General features: G+C 69.4%; 18 protein-coding genes. 13 read left to right on the top strand and 5 right to left on the bottom strand.

The window, feature by feature from the left end; genetic code table 11:
* Nucleotides 1-15 precede the first annotated feature (15 nt).
* Entirely contained in the window at nucleotides 16-564 is a 549-nt protein-coding gene (hpt, locus tag SK803_RS26840; RefSeq protein ID WP_030477529.1) for a hypoxanthine phosphoribosyltransferase, read from the top strand.
* Nucleotides 565-681: 117 nt separating this feature from the next.
* On the opposite strand, the gene SK803_RS26835 is transcribed toward hpt, so the two are convergent.
* On the bottom strand, nucleotides 682-2,379 hold the full coding sequence (locus SK803_RS26835) for a substrate-binding domain-containing protein (RefSeq protein ID WP_319968879.1): 1,698 nt from the start codon (nucleotides 2,377-2,379) through the stop codon (nucleotides 682-684).
* 328 nt (nucleotides 2,380-2,707) lie between these two features.
* Here SK803_RS26835 and ftsH point away from each other — a divergent pair, with 328 nt between their 5' ends.
* From ftsH to SK803_RS26800, 7 genes are read left to right on the top strand one after another with little or no spacing between them, the layout of a single operon-like run.
* Nucleotides 2,708-4,903, top strand: coding sequence for an ATP-dependent zinc metalloprotease FtsH (gene ftsH / locus SK803_RS26830; RefSeq protein ID WP_319968878.1), 2,196 nt, complete (start codon nucleotides 2,708-2,710; stop codon nucleotides 4,901-4,903).
* Nucleotides 4,900-5,544 (top strand): GTP cyclohydrolase I FolE, encoded by a 645-nt coding sequence (gene folE, locus SK803_RS26825; RefSeq protein ID WP_319968877.1) that lies wholly within the window; start codon nucleotides 4,900-4,902, stop codon nucleotides 5,542-5,544. Before ftsH ends, folE begins: the two co-directional genes overlap by 4 nt.
* 41 nt (nucleotides 5,545-5,585) lie before the next feature.
* Nucleotides 5,586-6,371, top strand: a complete 786-nt coding sequence (gene folP / locus SK803_RS26820) for a dihydropteroate synthase (protein ID WP_319968999.1) — start codon at nucleotides 5,586-5,588, stop codon at nucleotides 6,369-6,371.
* A complete protein-coding gene (gene folB / locus SK803_RS26815) occupies nucleotides 6,364-6,756 on the top strand; it encodes a dihydroneopterin aldolase (protein WP_319968876.1) in 393 nt (130 codons plus the stop codon). Before folP ends, folB begins: the two co-directional genes overlap by 8 nt.
* Nucleotides 6,753-7,250 (top strand): 2-amino-4-hydroxy-6-hydroxymethyldihydropteridine diphosphokinase, encoded by a 498-nt coding sequence (gene folK / locus SK803_RS26810; protein WP_319968875.1) that lies wholly within the window; start codon nucleotides 6,753-6,755, stop codon nucleotides 7,248-7,250. The genes folB and folK overlap by 4 nt, the downstream gene beginning before the upstream one ends.
* Entirely contained in the window at nucleotides 7,247-7,699 is a 453-nt protein-coding gene (locus SK803_RS26805; protein ID WP_319968874.1) for a DUF3180 domain-containing protein, read from the top strand. Before folK ends, SK803_RS26805 begins: the two co-directional genes overlap by 4 nt.
* Before the next feature lie 50 nt (nucleotides 7,700-7,749).
* Entirely contained in the window at nucleotides 7,750-9,285 is a 1,536-nt protein-coding gene (locus SK803_RS26800) for a DUF6779 domain-containing protein (RefSeq protein WP_319968873.1), read from the top strand.
* A gap of 4 nt (nucleotides 9,286-9,289) precedes the next feature.
* Here the strand turns inward: SK803_RS26800 and SK803_RS26795 are convergent, their stop codons facing one another.
* The 3 genes from SK803_RS26795 to SK803_RS26785 are packed head-to-tail and all read right to left on the bottom strand — an operon-like array spanning nucleotide 9,290 to nucleotide 11,742.
* Entirely contained in the window at nucleotides 9,290-10,375 is a 1,086-nt protein-coding gene (locus tag SK803_RS26795) for an NADH-quinone oxidoreductase subunit D (protein WP_319968872.1), read from the bottom strand.
* 12 nt (nucleotides 10,376-10,387) lie between these two features.
* Nucleotides 10,388-10,810 (bottom strand): DUF1203 domain-containing protein, encoded by a 423-nt coding sequence (locus SK803_RS26790; protein WP_319968871.1) that lies wholly within the window; start codon nucleotides 10,808-10,810, stop codon nucleotides 10,388-10,390.
* Between the two features lie 17 nt (nucleotides 10,811-10,827).
* On the bottom strand, nucleotides 10,828-11,742 hold the full coding sequence (locus SK803_RS26785) for an SAM-dependent methyltransferase (protein WP_319968870.1): 915 nt from the start codon (nucleotides 11,740-11,742) through the stop codon (nucleotides 10,828-10,830).
* Between the two features lie 30 nt (nucleotides 11,743-11,772).
* Here SK803_RS26785 and SK803_RS26780 point away from each other — a divergent pair, with 30 nt between their 5' ends.
* The 5 genes from SK803_RS26780 (at nucleotide 11,773) to SK803_RS26760 (ending at nucleotide 16,086) form a co-directional block, all read left to right on the top strand.
* Nucleotides 11,773-12,918, top strand: a complete 1,146-nt coding sequence (locus SK803_RS26780) for a PrsW family intramembrane metalloprotease (protein ID WP_319968869.1) — start codon at nucleotides 11,773-11,775, stop codon at nucleotides 12,916-12,918.
* A gap of 103 nt (nucleotides 12,919-13,021) precedes the next feature.
* Nucleotides 13,022-13,912, top strand: a complete 891-nt coding sequence (locus SK803_RS26775) for a Rossmann-like and DUF2520 domain-containing protein (RefSeq protein WP_319968868.1) — start codon at nucleotides 13,022-13,024, stop codon at nucleotides 13,910-13,912.
* Nucleotide 13,913: 1 nt separating this feature from the next.
* Complete coding sequence (gene panC, locus SK803_RS26770) at nucleotides 13,914-14,804, top strand: pantoate--beta-alanine ligase (RefSeq protein WP_319968867.1); 891 nt, start codon at nucleotides 13,914-13,916, stop codon at nucleotides 14,802-14,804.
* 9 nt (nucleotides 14,805-14,813) lie between these two features.
* Nucleotides 14,814-15,284, top strand: coding sequence for an aspartate 1-decarboxylase (panD, locus tag SK803_RS26765; protein ID WP_319968866.1), 471 nt, complete (start codon nucleotides 14,814-14,816; stop codon nucleotides 15,282-15,284).
* A gap of 10 nt (nucleotides 15,285-15,294) precedes the next feature.
* On the top strand, nucleotides 15,295-16,086 hold the full coding sequence (locus tag SK803_RS26760; RefSeq protein ID WP_319968865.1) for a type III pantothenate kinase: 792 nt from the start codon (nucleotides 15,295-15,297) through the stop codon (nucleotides 16,084-16,086).
* On the opposite strand, the gene SK803_RS26755 is transcribed toward SK803_RS26760, so the two are convergent.
* The gene (locus SK803_RS26755) at nucleotides 16,083-16,838 is read right to left on the bottom strand and encodes a class I SAM-dependent methyltransferase (protein WP_319968864.1); all 756 of its coding nucleotides are present in this window, start codon (nucleotides 16,836-16,838) and stop codon (nucleotides 16,083-16,085) included. The genes SK803_RS26760 and SK803_RS26755 overlap by 4 nt on opposite strands.
* Between the last annotated feature and the right edge of the window lie 64 nt (nucleotides 16,839-16,902).

Here is a 16,902-nt window from a genome sequence, read left to right as displayed (position 1 = left end):
AGAGGGGACCTGTCTGTGTACGACGGCGACATCGCATCCGTGCTCATCACCGAGCAGGAGATCAGCGACAAGGTCACCGAACTCGCCAAGCAGGTCGCGGCTGATCACCCAGAAGGTGACTCCGACCTCGTGCTCATCACCGTCCTCAAGGGCGCCGTGATGTTCATGGCCGATCTCGCTCGCGCGCTGCCCGTCCCGGTGCAGCTCGAGTTCATGGCCGTTTCGTCCTACGGCTCCTCCACGTCCTCATCGGGCGTGGTGCGGATCCTGAAGGACCTGGACCGCGACATCGCCGACCGCAACGTCGTGATCGTCGAGGACATCATCGACTCGGGGCTGACCCTGTCGTGGCTGCTGAAGAACCTGCAGTCGCGCAAGCCCCGGTCGCTGCAGGTGTGCACGCTGCTGCGCAAGCCCGACGCGGTGAAGGTCGAGGTGCCGGTGAAGTACGTCGGGTTCGACATTCCCAACGAGTTCGTCGTCGGGTACGGGCTGGACTACGCGGAGCGGTACCGGGATCTGCCGTACATCGGCACGTTGGACCCGAAGGTCTACTCGAGCTGACGCTTCTGCTTCAACGCACGCGAACCGCTGTCCAGCCGCTCTTGCCGTGTGCGTCGCACCAACAACAACGCCGGGCCTCCCAGAAGGGAAGCCCGGCGTTGTGCGGTCGTGCGCGACTCAGCAGTTCGGACGGCACCGCCGCTGCGACACCGCGTCCAGCAGCACCGCGCGGATGTCCTCGGGATTCGGCGCCTGGTAGGCCTTGCCGCCGGTAGCAGCGGAAATCGACCGCAGCGCCTCCATGTCGACCTCGTCCCCGAGCCCGACCATGATGATCGGCACCGGCCTGGCCGGGTCGGACTCCCGCTTCAACGTCTCGATCAACGAGTTCGTGTCGATCGACGAGATGTCGTCGTTGCGCCCGTCGGTCATGAGCACCACGGAGTTGACCTTCGACGGGTCGTAGCCCGACAGCACGTGCCGGAAGGCCGCCAGCGTCGTGTCGTTCAACGCCGTGCCACCACCGACCAGGCCGGGTAGCTGCGAAGCGCCGGCTTCGAGGCGCTTGCGGCGCGTCACGCCCGCCAACGGCTCGCCGAGAGGCCCTATCGGGACGAGCTCGATCCAGTCGTTCGGCGGCTTCTTGTCCGTCGAGAACGCCCACAGGCCGATCGCTGTGGTGTCCGGCAGCATCGACAAGGCGGTCATGGACGCCTGGGTGGCGGCCTCGACCCGGGTTTTGCCGTTGCCGGACTTCTCGATCATCGAGCCGGAGACGTCGATGACGGTCAGCATGCGCATGTCGAGGCTGATGGCGCCCCACGTGCGCAGCAGTTCGGAGACCTGGTCGGCGTTCGGGGTCTCGATCAGCTTCACGTCGCCGGCCTGCACGCCCTCGACGTCGGTCGACCACTTCGCGGGCGCGGCGCCCTGCACGGTGCGGAAGCCCGCCTCGCCGAAGCGCTTGACGGTGTCCGCCGAGCGCAGGGTCCTCTCGAACGCTGCTGCCGCCTCGCCGATGCCTTCCGCCTCGTTCGGGCGGGAGACCCGGACCAGCGGGTAGTCGAACGAGAGCGTGCCCTCCTTGGGCGGGGCGCCCAGGACGGCGTTGTCCTTCACCGAGCGGTTGTTGGCGACGACGGACTGCTCGGTCGCGGCGAACAGCGGCGCCTTCTCCGCGTCCGTGGTGACCTTGCCGTACGAGTCGCGGACGGACGGCACGGCGCTGCGGCCCACGCGCAGCAGGGTGCCGACCAGTTCCGGCTTGGGCGTTCCGTCCGGGTTGCCCAGCAAGGTGCGGATCACGAACAGCGCGGCGAGACCCTCGGAGGTCATCGTCGGGTCGCTCATCGAGATCTGGACCTTCGGGTCGACGACCTTGGACCAGGAGACGGGGGAGACCGGGAAGCCGATCTTGGACATCGCGGACTCGGAGCCCGCCATGACCAGCGGGCTGGTCGCCAGCGAGGGCTTGATGTCGAGCTTCGGGGCCTCCGGGCCGGTTTCCGCGGCCTGGCGCTGGGCTTCCGCGGCCCACATCGAGGAGTCGGGGATCCAGAGGGAGTGGGGGTTGATCTGCGCGGTGGGGAGCTCGTTCGCCACGTCGGCCGCGTTGCGCGACTCGACCTGGACCTGAACGCACCGGCCGTTCACGACCGGTTGTGACCGCTGGTAGTCCTGGGCCGCCGCGTTCACCACGTCCAGTGCGGCGGGCGTGACAGCGACCTTCAACGGAAGTGCGCCGGAGCAGTCGGCGCCGCTGGTGACACGAAGTGCCACGACTGTGACGCCTGCTGCCGCGACCACGCCGAGGAGGGCGCCCACGGGGAGGGCGACCCGCCGGAACAAGCCGGGGGACGTGTGACGTGCTGACATACAGTTACTTACCTTCGGTCACGTGTTCACTCTTTCGAGTGGCGGGGGAACACTCGGGGGAATGCATGAGGATGACATGTGACCCCCAAACGTAATGAGATGGCGTGACCTGCGTCACTCGTCTGGACGGCCGTATTTGTTCCGGATGAACCAAACTGCGTGAACATGCGTGGTGGGGGTCACCCGCGGGAACCGCGAAGCGCCGCCACCCGTTGGTTGCTCAGTACCCGACTGGCGAGCGGTAGGCTGGTCGGACGCGGTATGTGGGTCTTCCACTGCCCGACGCGCAAGTCAGGGAGGGTCGAGGCCGCCCGCCGGCCGTAAGTGCATGGACCGCAAGCGCCTGCTTCGCAACCCGCTGCTGTGGATCGCTGCGGTGTTGCTGCTCTACTTCGTCTTCACCGTGCTCTTTGACGACTCACGGGGTTATCACCAGGTCAAGACCTCCCAGGCCCTGCAACAGGTGCGGGACGGCAAGGTCAAGGAAGCCACGATCGAGGACAAGGAGCAGCGTCTCCGACTCACCCTCACCGACGGCACGACCTTCGAGGGCAGCAACCGCCTGATCACGCAGTTCCCGGCCAGCTCGACGGACGAGATCTTCACCGTCCTCGACCAGGCCGGCAACAAGCCGACCGTCGAGACCAAGGTCAGCCAGGAGTCCATCCTGATGCAGATCTTGATCTACCTCGTCCCGCTCGGCCTGTTGTTGCTGCTGCTCATGTGGATGATGAACAACGCTCAGGGCGGCGGTAACCGCGTTCTGAACTTCGGCAAGTCCAAGGCCAAGCAGCTGTCCAAGGACATGCCCAAGACGACGTTCGCCGACGTCGCCGGTGCCGAGGAAGCCGTCGAGGAGCTCGAGGAGATCAAGGACTTCCTCCAGAACCCCGGCCGCTACCAGGCGCTCGGCGCCAAGATCCCGAAGGGCGTGCTCCTGTACGGCCCGCCGGGAACCGGTAAGACGCTGCTCGCCCGAGCCGTCGCCGGCGAGGCGGGCGTGCCGTTCTACTCCATCTCCGGTTCGGACTTCGTCGAGATGTTCGTCGGTGTCGGTGCCTCGCGTGTGCGTGACCTGTTCGAACAGGCCAAGCAGAACGCGCCGTGCATCATCTTCGTCGACGAGATCGACGCCGTCGGTCGTCACCGCGGTGCCGGCCTCGGCGGCGGTCACGACGAGCGCGAGCAGACGCTGAACCAGCTGCTCGTCGAGATGGACGGCTTCGACTCGCGCGGCGGGATCATCCTGATCGCGGCGACGAACCGTCCCGACATCCTCGACCCCGCGCTGCTGCGTCCCGGCCGCTTCGACCGGCAGATCCCGGTGTCCGCACCGGACCTGAAGGGCCGCAAGCAGATCCTCCGGGTGCACTCGAAGGGCAAGCCGCTGGCCGCGGACGCGGACCTCGACGGCCTCGCGAAGCGCACCGTCGGGTTCTCCGGCGCCGACCTCGCGAACGTCATCAACGAGGCCGCATTGCTCACCGCGCGCCACAACGGCCACGTCATCGACGGTGCCGCGCTCGAGGAGTCGGTGGACCGCGTGATCGGCGGTCCGGCCCGCAAGAGCCGGATCATCTCCGAGAAGGAGAAGAAGATCACCGCGTACCACGAGGCCGGGCACGCCCTGGCCGCGTGGGCCATGCCGGACATCGACCCGGTCTACAAGGTCACGATCCTCGCCCGCGGCCGCACGGGTGGTCACACCCTTTCGGTGCCGGAAGAGGACAAGGACCTGATGACCAGGTCCGAGATGATCGCGCGACTGGTGTTCGCACTGGGTGGCCGCTCGGCGGAGGAGCTCGTCTTCCACGAGCCCACGACCGGCGCGTCCAACGACATCGAGCAGGCGACCAAGATCGCCCGCGCGATGGTCACCGAGTACGGCATGAGCGCGAAGCTCGGTGCGGTCAAGTACGGGCAGGAGCAGGGTGAGCCGTTCCTCGGCCGCTCGGCCGGTCGCCAGGCGGACTACTCGCTGGAGGTCGCGCACGAGATCGACGAGGAGGTGCGCAAGCTCATCGAGGCGGCGCACACCGAGGCGTACGAGGTGCTCGTCACCTACCGCGACGTCCTCGACGACCTCACGCTCGAGCTGATCGAGAAGGAGACCCTGCACCAGAAGGAACTGGAGCGGATCTTCGCGCGGGTCGAGAAGCGGCCGCGGATCACCCAGTTCAACGAGTTCGGTGACCGCACGCCGTCCGACATCCCGCCGATCAAGACTCCTGGCGAGCTCGCCAAGGAACGCGGCGAGCCGTGGCCCCCGGTCGTGGAGGACACCCTCGACGACGCTCCCGAGGACTCGCAGCAGGCGGAGCCCGCTGCTGCGGAGCCGACCGAGGAGCTGCCCTCGCCGAACGGTTCCAACGGCGTGCACCAGCCCGGTCAGCCGGTCAACCAGTCGGGTCCGCCGAACTACGGCGCCCCGCCCGGATGGACCCCGGCGACGGTGCCCGGCGGCAAGCCGCACAACGTCTGGGAGCCGAAGAAGCCGCAGCCCGACCAGGACGAGCGGCAGTGACCGAGCCCAACCAGCTCGACGCAGACGCCGGTCTCACCCGCAACGGGGAGGCCGGCGTCTCCGCGCGGCGGGTCTTCGACCAGGCACGCGCGGAAGCGGCGGTGCGCGAACTTCTGATCGCGTGCGGTGAGGATCCGGAGCGCGAAGGCCTCCGCGAGACACCCGCACGAGTGGCGCGTGCTTACCGGGAGTTGTTCGCGGGCCTGTACACGGACGCGGACAGCGTGCTGGCGAAGACGTTCGACGAGAGCCACGAGGAGCTCGTCCTCCTCACGGACATCCCGATGTTCAGCTTCTGCGAGCACCACCTGCTGCCGTTCCACGGCGTCGCGCACGTCGGCTACATCCCGAACGAGGCAGGCCGCGTGACGGGCCTGTCGAAGCTCGCCAGGCTCGTCGACCTCTACTCGAAGCGGCCGCAGGTGCAGGAACGGCTGACGTCGCAGGTCGCGGACGCGTTGGTGCGCAGGCTCGAACCGCGCGGCGTGATCGTCGTCGTCGAGGCCGAGCACCTGTGCATGGGCATGCGCGGTGTGCGCAAGCCCGGTTCGCGCACGACGACCTCCGCGGTGCGCGGTCTGTTGCGCACGTCCGCCTCGTCGAGGGCGGAGGCCATCGAACTCATCAGGGGCCGTCGGTGACCGGTTCCGCTGGTTTGCCGAAGCCCGGCCGGTGCGTCGTGATGGGCGTGGTGAACGTGACGCCCGATTCGTTCTCCGACGGCGGCCGGTACCTCGATCGGCAGGACGCCGTCGCGCACGGCGTCGAGATGCACCGGCGCGGCGCCGACCTGATCGACGTGGGCGGCGAGTCCACGCGTCCCGGTGCCGAGCGGGTCGACCCCGCCGAGGAGATCGCCCGGATCGTGCCGGTGATCCGCGAGCTGGTCGCCGCTGGCGTGCCGGTCAGCGTGGACACCATGCGCGCCGCCGTGGCATCGGCGGCGCTGGACGCGGGCGCGTCGATCGTGAACGACGTGTCCGGTGGTCTGGCGGATCCTGCGATGGCGGCCGTGGTGGCTGCCGCGGGCGTGCCGTACGTGCTGATGCACTGGCGTGGCCACAGCACGGAGATGGACTCTCTCGCGCAGTACGACGACGTCGTGTCGGACGTGCGCAGCGAGCTGCTGGAGCGCGTGGAGACGGCGATGGCGGCCGGTGTCGCGGAGTCGTCGATCGTGCTCGACCCCGGACTGGGCTTCGCGAAGCTCGGCGACCACAACTGGGAGCTGTTGCAGCGCCTGGACGAGCTGGTCGAGCTGGGCTTCCCGGTGCTGGTCGGCGCGTCGCGCAAACGCTTCCTCGGGACGCTGCTGGGCAACCGTCCACCGGACGGCAGGGAGGACGCGACCGCGGCGGTGTCTGCTCTGGCGGCGTTCAACGGAGCGTGGGGTGTGCGGGTGCACGACGTCGACCGGACTTTGGACGCGGTCGCCGTCGCCGGGGCGTGGAGGCGGGGACATGGCTGATCGGATCGCGTTGACGGGCCTGCGGGTGCGCGGCAACCACGGCGTTTTCGAGCACGAGAAGCGCGACGGCCAGGAGTTCGTCGTCGACATCACGCTCTGGCTGGACCTGAGCTCGGCGTCGCGGACGGACGACCTCAAGGAGACCTACCACTACGGGGAGGTCGCCGAGATGGCCGCCGCGATCATCGGCGGCGAACCGTGCGATCTCATCGAGACGGTGGCCGGCCGCATCGCCGACGCGGCCATGACCGACACCCGGCTGCACGCGGTCGAGGTGACGGTGCACAAGCCGTCCGCGCCGATCCCGCTGACGTTCGACGACGTCTCGGTGACGATCCGCCGGTCGCGCCGGCTCGCCGCACCGCTGCCCAAGGAACCTCGTTGACCCGCGCCGTCCTCTCGATCGGCTCGAACCTCGGCGACCGGTTCGCCTTCCTGCGGTCCGTCGTGGACGGGTTGCGGCCGTACGTCGTCGCGGTGTCGCCCGTGTACGAAACGGCCGCCTGGGGTGTCGAGGACCAGCCGGACTTCTTGAACGCCGTCGTGATCGTCTCGGCCGACGACGTGGACGAGTGGGGCTGGCTGCGGCGCGGTCAGGAGTTGGAGAACGCCGCCGGGCGCGTGCGGGAGAAGCGCTGGGGACCGCGCACGTTGGACGTGGACGTGGTTTCGGTGGACGGGGTGACCTCGGACCACCCCGAGCTGCTTCTGCCGCATCCTGGGGCGTTTGAGCGCGCAACGGTCCTCATCCCGTGGCTCGACGTCGAGCCGGACGCCGTGCTCGCGGGCCACGGACCCGTTTCCGCGCTGCCGTTCTCACCCGAAGGTGTACGGCGGCGCGACGATCTCGTGCTGAATTCAGGTTGGATGGACTCGTGAGGTTCACCCGTCCCCGTGATCTGGCGGCTGTCGCGATCGTCGGCGGTCTGCTGGCTCATCTGCTGCTGCGACTCTCGTACGACACGTTGCCGCCGTTGCCTCTGCTCGCCGGGTCGACGCTCTTGGTGATCGCGGTCGTGGAGGTCGTGCTCGCGTTCTCGTTGCGGGCCCGGATCCAGCGCCGTCCGGGAGCGCGTCCGGTGCAGCCGCTCACCGCGGCCAGGGCAGTGGCCCTGGCGAAGGCTTCCTCGGTTTTGGGCGCGTTGATGTTCGGCGCCTGGACGGGGTTGCTGATCTTCACGATCCCGGTGCGCGACTCGTTCCCCGCGGCCTCGAACGACCTGGTGGCGGCCGTGATCGGGATGATCTCCGCGGTGGTTCTGACGGCCGCCGCGCTGTGGCTGGAGCACTGCTGCAAGACGCCCACGGAGAGTTCCGGGAACGAATAGATACCCGGCCGTAGGTCTCAGTCGCATAACTGCGCGGTACCGTAGTGCGCATGACCGGGCGAGGCGCGTCGATCGACGACGAGCAGGAAGATCACGGTCGTGGCTCCGGGCGGTTGCTCTTAGTAGCGGCATTGGCGCTCGCCCTCGTGGCCGCGGCGGTGCTCGTTGCGAGCGACAGCGCCCGCATGCTGCGCCTGGCCGTGGTGGCCGCGCTGTGGGCGGCACTGGTGGGCGCTTTCCTCGCCGCCAGGTACCGCAAACAGGTCACTGAGCGCGACGAAGAGGTGGCCGACCTCCAGTCCGTCTACGAACTGGAACTCGAGCGCGAAGTGGCCGCCCGCCGCGAGTACGAGCTCGAGATCGAGTCCGAGACCCGCAAGCGCATCGAAGCGGAGTCGCGCGCGGACATCGACTCCCTGCGTGCGGACCTGAAGTCGTTGAGGGACAACCTCGAAGCCCTGCTGGGCGGCGACGTGCTGGTCGAACGGGTGGCCCTGCGCGCGGAGTCCACCCGCCTGCGCTCCCTGGGTTCCGAGGCCGCCGCCCGCCTCGCCGCGCTGCCGGACAACCGCGTCATCAACGCCAAACCCGCGATCACCTCGTCGATCTCGTCGATGTCGTCGTCGATGGAGAAGCCGTCCGAGCGCACCGAACTGATCGAGCGCGTCGCCCACGATGCGAAGGTGCAGCCGCCGCGCCGTGAGCAGGCCCGGCCGGAGCCCACCCGCCCGGAACCGACCAGGAACTCGCCCCGCCCCCAGCCGGCCGTCGTGCGCCGCGAGCCGGTGAAGGCCGCGAAGCAGGAACCGGCCCGCCCGCAGCCCCGCCCCGCCGGCGTGTCCGCCCGGCTCGGCGTGTCCCCGCCGCAGGTCGCCCAGCCGCACACCGTCAAGGCCTCGCCGGTGCAGCAGCCGCAGCCCGTGCAGGCGCAGGTGCACCGGACCGAGCGGGTGCCGCGTCCCCAGCCGCAGCCGCCGACCCGCACCGAGGCGTTGTCACGGCCGCCGGAGCCGCCGAAGGCGCCCGCCGCCGTCGCCAAGGCCGTCGAGACCCGCAAGCCCGAACCACGGCCGCGCGCCGCCGACCGCACCGAGATGATCAACCCGGCCGCTCTGGAATCACGCTCGCAGCCGTCGAACACCGGCCGCCGCCGTGCCGACGAACGCCCGGCTCCCGCTGCCCCGATGCAGGACAGCGGCTCCTGGGAGACCCTGAAGCCGGGCGCCGGTGAACCCGCGCCGAGTTCTTCGGCCTCGTCGTCCTCTCGCGGCCGTCGCCGGGCGGACGACGCACCCGAGGACTCGCTGGTGTCGCTGCCGCCTTCGGGCCGCCGCGCCGCCGAGCAGTCGTCGGCCCGCCTGCCTGCGGTGTCGCCCAGCCGCCGAACCGCGGCGGACGAGCCATCGGTCTCCGGCCGCCGGGTCGCCGAGGACTCGTCCACGCGCCTGCCCGCGGTCTCGACCGGCCGTCGTGCAGCGCCGGAAGACCCTTCAGGCGCCCACGCGGACGGCAAGTCCGTGAGCGAGCTGCTGGCGTCTCTCGGCGGGGGCGACGCACCCCGCCGCCGTCGCCGCCGCGACGACTAGCCGCCTACTTGTCGATGTCGCCGACGATGACGGCGAACGAGCTCAGCACGGCCGGCAGGTCGTCCACCTTCGTGCCGGGCAGCAGCGCGGACAGGGCCTGAACGTTGTTGAACGACGGCGTGCGCAGCTTCAACCGCCACGGCGTCTTCTCACCGCGTGACGACAGGTGCACGCCCGAGGTGCCCAGCGGCGCCTCGACGCGCGTGTAGACCGAGCCCTCGGGAGCCTTGATGGCCTTGGGCAGCCGGACGTTCACCGGTCCCGGCGGCAGCTGTTCCAAACACTGCCGCGCCAACGCCTTGGACAGCCCCACTTCGTCCACAAGGCACCGCACCCGCGCCGCGGCATCGCCCTCGGTCCGCACCACGGGCGTGAAGTCCAGCTTTTGGTAGGCGGGCAACGGATCGTCGCGCCGCAGATCGAAGTCCACCCCGCTGGCGCGCCCGATCGGCCCCGTGACGCCGTACTGCAGCGCGTCGTCGTGCCGCAGCACCCCAAGCCCTTCCAGCTTCCCGAAGTCGATCTGAAGTCGGGTAGGGTCCACAGTGGACAGGAAGTCGGCGACCCTCGTGACCCAGCCGGCCGGGACGTCCTCGCGCAGCCCGCCGATCCGGTTGAACATGAAATGGATGCGTCCGCCAGAGGCCTCTTCCATCAGCGCCTGCACGCCCTCGCGGTGCACGGCAGCGTTGGGGCACAACGGAGTCAGGAAGACCATGTGCGCCATCAGCCGGTTGAGCTCGCACAGCAGCGCGCGCAACCACTGCGCGCGGGCCGGCACGTCCATGCCCGTCATGCGTTCAACGGCCAGCGCGACCGCCAACTCGTTGCAGAACGCGGAAAGCCAGTCGTGCCGGTTGGCGAGCGTCAGGACCTGCCGGTAGTCGCGAACCTCGAAGAGCTTCTCGGCGCCGCGGTGCAGATGTCCGACGAGAGGCTCGGCGGCGGTGATCACCAGGTCCGGCGTGACGGTGAGGCGCAGGCGGTAGGCGCCGTGGGCCGAGGGGTGGAGTGGGCCCAGGTCGATCACGCGGTCGACGCCCAGGTAGCGGGCGCCTGCGCCAACTCCGACGGTGATCTGCTCGCTCACCGGAGCATGGTTTCACGCCCTCGTGACGCCGAAGAAGAAGCACCCGTGCGACAGGCTGCGGACCTGGACCGACTCGACCGCGGGATCGTCGAACAATCCCTCGATCACCCGATCGAACGATCCAGGCTCCACCACCTCACCGTCGTGGATCTGGCCGGCGGCGTTGTAGGAGCGAAGAATCCGCGGATTGTTCAACAATTCGACGGGGAGACGGTCCAACGAAGGCGAGTCGGGGCAGTCCACGTGCGTGAAGATCGGCCCGACCTCGGCGTAGGGGCCCTTGCCGTTCGAAGGCGAGTAGCGGAACAGCCAGACCGGCTCGTCGGGCAGTGATTTCCGCAGGCAGCACCGCAACGGCACGCCGGGCTCGGAGGCGCGGTACTCGCGACCTGTGTCGGACAGAGCGGCGGCCGGCAGGACGTTGTGGATTCGCATACCGAGAACGATCGTCGTCAGACCCCGGAAAAGCTGGCGGGAATCGGACGCCAGGGCGGCAGCGCGGGCAGCAGGTCCGCCACCGCCACGCCGTTCCCGTGCAGCAACCAGCCGAACGCCCCCAGACCGGCAGGGTCCCGCAGCTCAGCGATCCGCCCGGCGCGAGCGGCCGACTCCAGCCACTCCCACCCCGAGCCGGCAACAGACCCCGAGAGCCCCAGCGCGGCCAGGGCATCCCGCTGCGACACCAGAACCCGGTCCCCACCCGCCGCCGCGGCGCAGGCGTCCAGGGCGACGTGCGCGGTGATGTCGCAGGACCCGTCGAACACCGGCGGCACCTGACGGCCATCCCGGTACCCGGTCAGGGTGAATCGCCGTGACGACGCCAAGTGCCCGTAGTCGATCGCCAGAGCCGCCCCGCGAACCGAAGAGACCGCGGCAGCCCAGGCCGCATCCCGGGGCGCCCCCACCTCGGCATGCTCCCCACTGCCCAACGACGGCCACCACCGGGTGATCCACGGATCCGAGGAAGGCCCGGTCACCACCGGGCAGGGGATCGAGTCGAGCCACTCGTGCCCGACCAGCAGGCCGACACAGGACGGCACCGAGGTGGTCCACCGAACCCCGGGCAGCGGCACGGGAGGACCGAGCTCGACCGCCGTCACCCGCAACCGGTCAGCCAACGACCCGCAGGCCTGCGAACGAACCGCGAAGGCCAGCTCACCGCCACCGGCGCCGACGTCCACGAAGTCCACGACCGGGGGAAATCCCAGCGCGGCGTCCACGCGTTCGAGCAGCACGACGAGCGCCGACGCCAGCTCCGGGCCCACCAGCGGCGAGGTCCGGAAGTGCGAGGACGGCTTCTCGCCGCGCGCGAAGAAGCCTCCAGGGCCGTACAGGGCGGCGTGCCAAGCGGCTTCCCAGTCGAACACCGGACAAGTGTGCATCTAAGGTCATTTCCCGTGACCGACGCCGACCTCACGCCGACGCCGACGAAGAAGCGCATCGAGCAACGCCGCTGGACCGTCCTGTTCCCGGTCGTGGCGCTGATCGCGCTCGCCGCGGCCGGGCTCGTGCTGTTCGCGCTGGGCACGTCGAGCATCGGCATCGAGCCGTTGCTGGTGGGTGCCGCCGCCGCGTTGATTCCCGTCGCGTTCGTGGTGAGCGCGTTCCTGTGGATCGACCGGTGGGAGCCGGAACCGGCGAAGATGCTGCTCTTCGCGTTCGTGTGGGGCTCCTGCGGGGCGACGATCAGTTCGCTCGCGTTCAACCAGACGAGCCGGGTGCTCGGCGATCTGCTCTACAACGACGGCACGACGTTCACCGCTGTCGTTGGGGCGCCGATCGTCGAGGAGGCCACCAAGGCGGCGTTCCTCATCGCGGTGTTCGTGCGACGCAGGCACGAGTTCGACGGCGTGGTGGACGGCATGGTCTACGCGGGCATCACGGCCGCGGGCTTCGCGTTCACCGAGAACATCTGGTACTTCGGCCGGGTCTTCCTGCAGGACGGGCTCGGCGGCATGGGCGGCGGCGTGATCGCGTTGTTCGTGCTGCGCGGGGTGCTGTCGCCGTTCGCGCACCCGTTGTTCACGGCCATGACCGGCATCGGTGTCGGCATCGCGGCCACGACCAGCAACGCGACGACTCGGATCATCTCGCCGATCCTCGGGTATCTCACCGCGGTGGGTCTGCACTCGCTGTGGAACTTCTCGACCACGGTCGGCACCGGGTCGGACTTCATCAACCTGTACTTCCTGATCATGGTGCCGGTGTTCGCCGGCGCGGTCGCGATCGTCGTCTGGCAGCGGCGCAGGGAGCAGCGGATCGTCGCGGGGCAGCTCGCCGCGATGGCGCAGAACCGGTGGATCGCCAACAGCGAGGTGGCCCTGCTGGCCAGCCTCAACGGCCGCAAGAACTGGCTCAGGGCGGTCAAGCGGAAGTCCGGTGACGAGGCGGTCAAGTCCGTGCGGACCTACCAGATCGCGGTCACCGAACTCGCCTTCCTGAGGCACCGCATCGAACAGGGAACGGCGGGCCAGAGCGCGGAGCACCGGCACGGCGTGCTGCTCGACACCCTGCACGCCGCGAGGGCCGCCGCCCGGCGGTGAATCCCGTCACCGACCAGGTACAAGCCAAGAAGAGCGGGATTACCCTCGGCGACGTCGTCCGGTACCCGTACTAGGGACTGGAACGTCTGAAGGAGTTAGTCGCATGGACGCGACCCCACGTCCGGCCAGGCTCGCCGTCGGTGTCATCTCGGCAGGCAGGGTCGGTTCGGTGCTCGGCGCCGCGCTGGCCAGGACGGGCCACGTGGTGGTCGGCGCCACCGCCGTCTCCCAGGCCTCCCGCGACCGCGCGGAAGAGTTGTTGCCCGGCGTCCCGATCGAAGACCCCACCGAGGTCGCCACACGCGCTGACCTGGTGTTGCTGGCCGTGCCGGACGACGAACTCCCCGGCCTCGTGAAAGGCCTCATCGCCACCGATTCGCTGCGCGCGGGGCAGATCATCGTGCACACGAGTGGCGCGCAGGGCGTCAAAGTCCTCGAACCCGCTGCTCAGCTCGGTGCGCTCACGCTCGCACTGCACCCCGTCATGACCTTCACCGGCCGCCCGGAGGACCTGCTGCGGATGAGCGCCGCATGTGTCGGGGTGACGGCCGCGGACGGCGACGAGGTGGCCTGGAGCGTCGGCGAGGCGCTGGTCGTGGAGATGGACGCCGAACCGGTCCGGGTGCCGGAGGCCGTCCGCCCGCTCTACCACGCGGCACTGGCCCACGGCGCGAACCACCTGATCACGCTGGTCCGCGACGCCGCCGACCTGCTCACCAACGCCGGTGTCGCCAACGCCGAGCGGCTGCTCGGCCCGTTGCTGTCCGCCGCGCTCGACAACTCACTGCGTCACGGTGACCGCGCCCTCACCGGTCCGGTCGCCCGCGGCGACACGGGTACCTTGCGCAAGCATCTCGACGTGCTCGCCGAGCGGGCACCCGAAACCCTGCCCAGCTACCGCGTGCTCGCCCGCCGCACGGCCGAGCGGGCCGAACGCTCAGGGCTGCTCAAGCCCGACACGGCCAACGACGTTCGCACCACTCTTGAGGACTGACGTGACCAAGCCACTCACCAAGGACGACTACCGCCCGGACGACGTCACGGTGCACCGCGACCCCGTCCGCCTGAACCGGGTGATCAGGGCGCTGCGCAACGCCGGTCGCAACGTCGCGCTGGTGCCCACGATGGGCGCCCTGCACGCGGGCCACCGGCAGCTGATCCGCGAGGCCCAGGTCATGCAGAACACGGTGGTCGTGGTGTCGATCTTCGTGAACCCGTTGCAGTTCGGGCCGAACGAGGATCTCGCGAAGTACCCGCGCCAGTTCTCCTCCGATGTGGACATCTGCCGCGAGGAGCGCGTGGGCATCGTCTTCGCGCCGTCCGTCGAGGACATGTACCCCGCCGGCGCGCAGGTCACCGTGCACCCCGGGCCGCTGGGCGACGAGCTGGAGGGCGCCTCGCGCCCCGGCCACTTCGGCGGCGTGCTCACGATCGTGTCGAAGCTGTTCAACATCGTGCAGCCCACGTACGCGGTGTTCGGGCAGAAGGACTACCAACAGCTTCAGCTCATCCACAAGATGGCGCGCGACCTGAACTTCCCGCTCGACGTCGTCGGCGTGCCGACGGTCCGCGAGTACGACGGCCTCGCGCTGTCGTCGCGCAACGCCTACCTGAGCCCGGAGCAGCGCCACCAGGCCATCACGTTGTCGGCCGCGCTCACCGCCGGCGCTCATGTGAGCTCGCAGGGTGCGGACGCGGTGCTCAAGGCCGCGCACGACGTGCTGGCGCAGACGCCCGAGATCGAGCTGGACTACCTGGAGCTGCGCGGGGTCGACCTCGGTCCCGCGCCGGAGAACGGCGACGCCCGGCTGCTCGTGGCCGCCCGCGTCGGTTCCACCCGCCTGATCGACAACATCGCGGTGTTGCTCGGCGAAGGCGACGAGTAGGGGGATGACATGTTCCGCACGATGCTGAAGTCCAAGATCCACCGCGCCACCGTGACGCAGGCAGACCTGCACTACGTCGGCTCGGTGACGGTGGACGAGGACCTGATGGAGGCCGCCGACCTGCTGGCGGGCGAGCAGGTCGCCATCGTCGACGTCACCAACGGCGCGCGGCTGGAGACCTACGTCATCCCAGGCGAGCGTGGTACCGGCGTGCTGGGCATCAACGGCGCGGCGGCGCACCTCGTGCACCCCGGCGACATCGTGATCCTCATCGCGTACGGGCAGATGGACGACGCCGAGTCGCGCACCTACCAGCCGCGGGTCGTGTTCGTGGACGCCGACAACAAGGTCGTCGACCTCGGTGCCGACCCCGCGCACGCCCCGGAGGGGTCGGGCCTCGTGAACGGCTCCACCAGCGCGCCCGCTTCTGAGACCGTTGAGGCGACCGCGCTCGACGCCTTGATCCAGGCCGAGAACTGAGGAACATCACGTGCTGCTCGCCATCGACGTCGGCAACACCAACATCGTGCTCGGTCTGTACGACGGGGTGGGCGACTCCGCCCCGCTCGTGCGCGACTGGCGGATGCGCACCGACGCCAGGATGACCGCCGACGAGCTCGCGCTGACCATGCGCGGCCTGCTCGGCGAGTACGCCGACAAGATCACCGGCATCTCCGCGCTGTCCACCGTGCCCGCGGTGCTGCGAGAGCTGCGGGTGATGCTCGGCCGCTATTACGACGCCGTGCCGAAGATCCTGGTCGAGCCGGGCGTGAAGACCGGCGTGCCGCTGCTCGTGGACAACCCGAAGGAGGTGGGCTCGGACCGTGTGATCAACACGCTGGCCGCGCACCACCTCTACTCGACCTCGTGCGTCGTGGTCGACTTCGGCACGTCCACGAACCTCGACGTGATCTCGTCGCGCGGCGAGTTCCTCGGTGGCGCGCTGGCACCCGGCATCGAGATCTCGGTCGACGCGCTCGCCGCCCGCGCCGCCCAGCTGCGCAAGGTCGAGCTGGTCCGGCCCCGCAATGTGATCGGCAAGAACACCGTGGAGTGCCTGCAGTCCGGCATCGTCTACGGGTTCGTCGGCCAGGTGGACGGGCTGGCGCGCAGGATCACGGAGGAACTCCAGCAGACCGATCCCGGCCCCGTGACGGTGATAGCCACGGGCGGGCTCGCTCCACTGGTCGTGTCGGAGTCCTCGACGATCGCGCACCACGTGCCCGACCTGACCCTGCTGGGGTTGCGGCTCGTGTTCGAGCGCAACATGGCGACGCGTTAGTCGCTGACCCGAAACATTCGGTAGACCTCCGAGCGCAGTGGGACGTCGAACGGCCCGTTCGACGTCTCCGGGCGGCTGCGGAGGAACGCGAGCATCTTGTCGTTGATCGCGGCCCGCTCCTGCTCGTCGATGACGAGCATGCGCGAATAGGTGTTGGTCGTGTCGACGAGCGCTTCCGGCGAGTCCCGGCGGAGTGCGTGCGGGAACGTGCCGCGCTCCGCCCGCGTGAACGACGGGTGCGCCATGACGTCCACCGGGTCGTGCCGCTGCGACTCGATGCTGCTCGACGACACCTGCTGGAACTCGGCGTACCACTCGACGTCGGGGTCGGGCTCGATCCACATGGCCACCAGCACACCGCCGGGCCGCAGCACGCGGGCGATCTCCGGCAGTGCCTTCTCCTGGTCGAACCAGTGGAACGCCGTGCCGACGAACACGGCGTCGACGGTCTGGTCCGGGACCGGGATGTGTTCGGCATGTCCCGGCAACGCACGCACGTCGTGAACGCGCCGCACCAACTCGGACAGCATCTGCTCGTTGGGCTCCACCGCTGTCACCCGGTGCCCCTCCGCGACCAGGCCCGCGGTCAGCTTGCCGGTGCCGGCGGCGAGGTCGAGCACGTCTAAACGCTCAGTCGTGCCCAGGGGCTCCAGCGCCCACCGGATCGCCGCCACGGGATAGTCAGGCCGGTGTTCGGCGTAGGCCTCGGCCTGCGCGCCGAACGAGTCCGCTCGCCTCGCGTGTAGATCCATCCGTCCAACCTAGTTCGTGGCGCGTTGTCCTGTCCCAAATGGTCTGGTCGTGTCCTTCGAGGTG

The organism is Lentzea miocenica, assembly GCF_033949945.1.
GTDB lineage: Bacteria > Actinomycetota > Actinomycetes > Mycobacteriales > Pseudonocardiaceae > Lentzea > Lentzea miocenica.
This window is presented reverse-complemented; position numbering and strand designations above follow the sequence as displayed.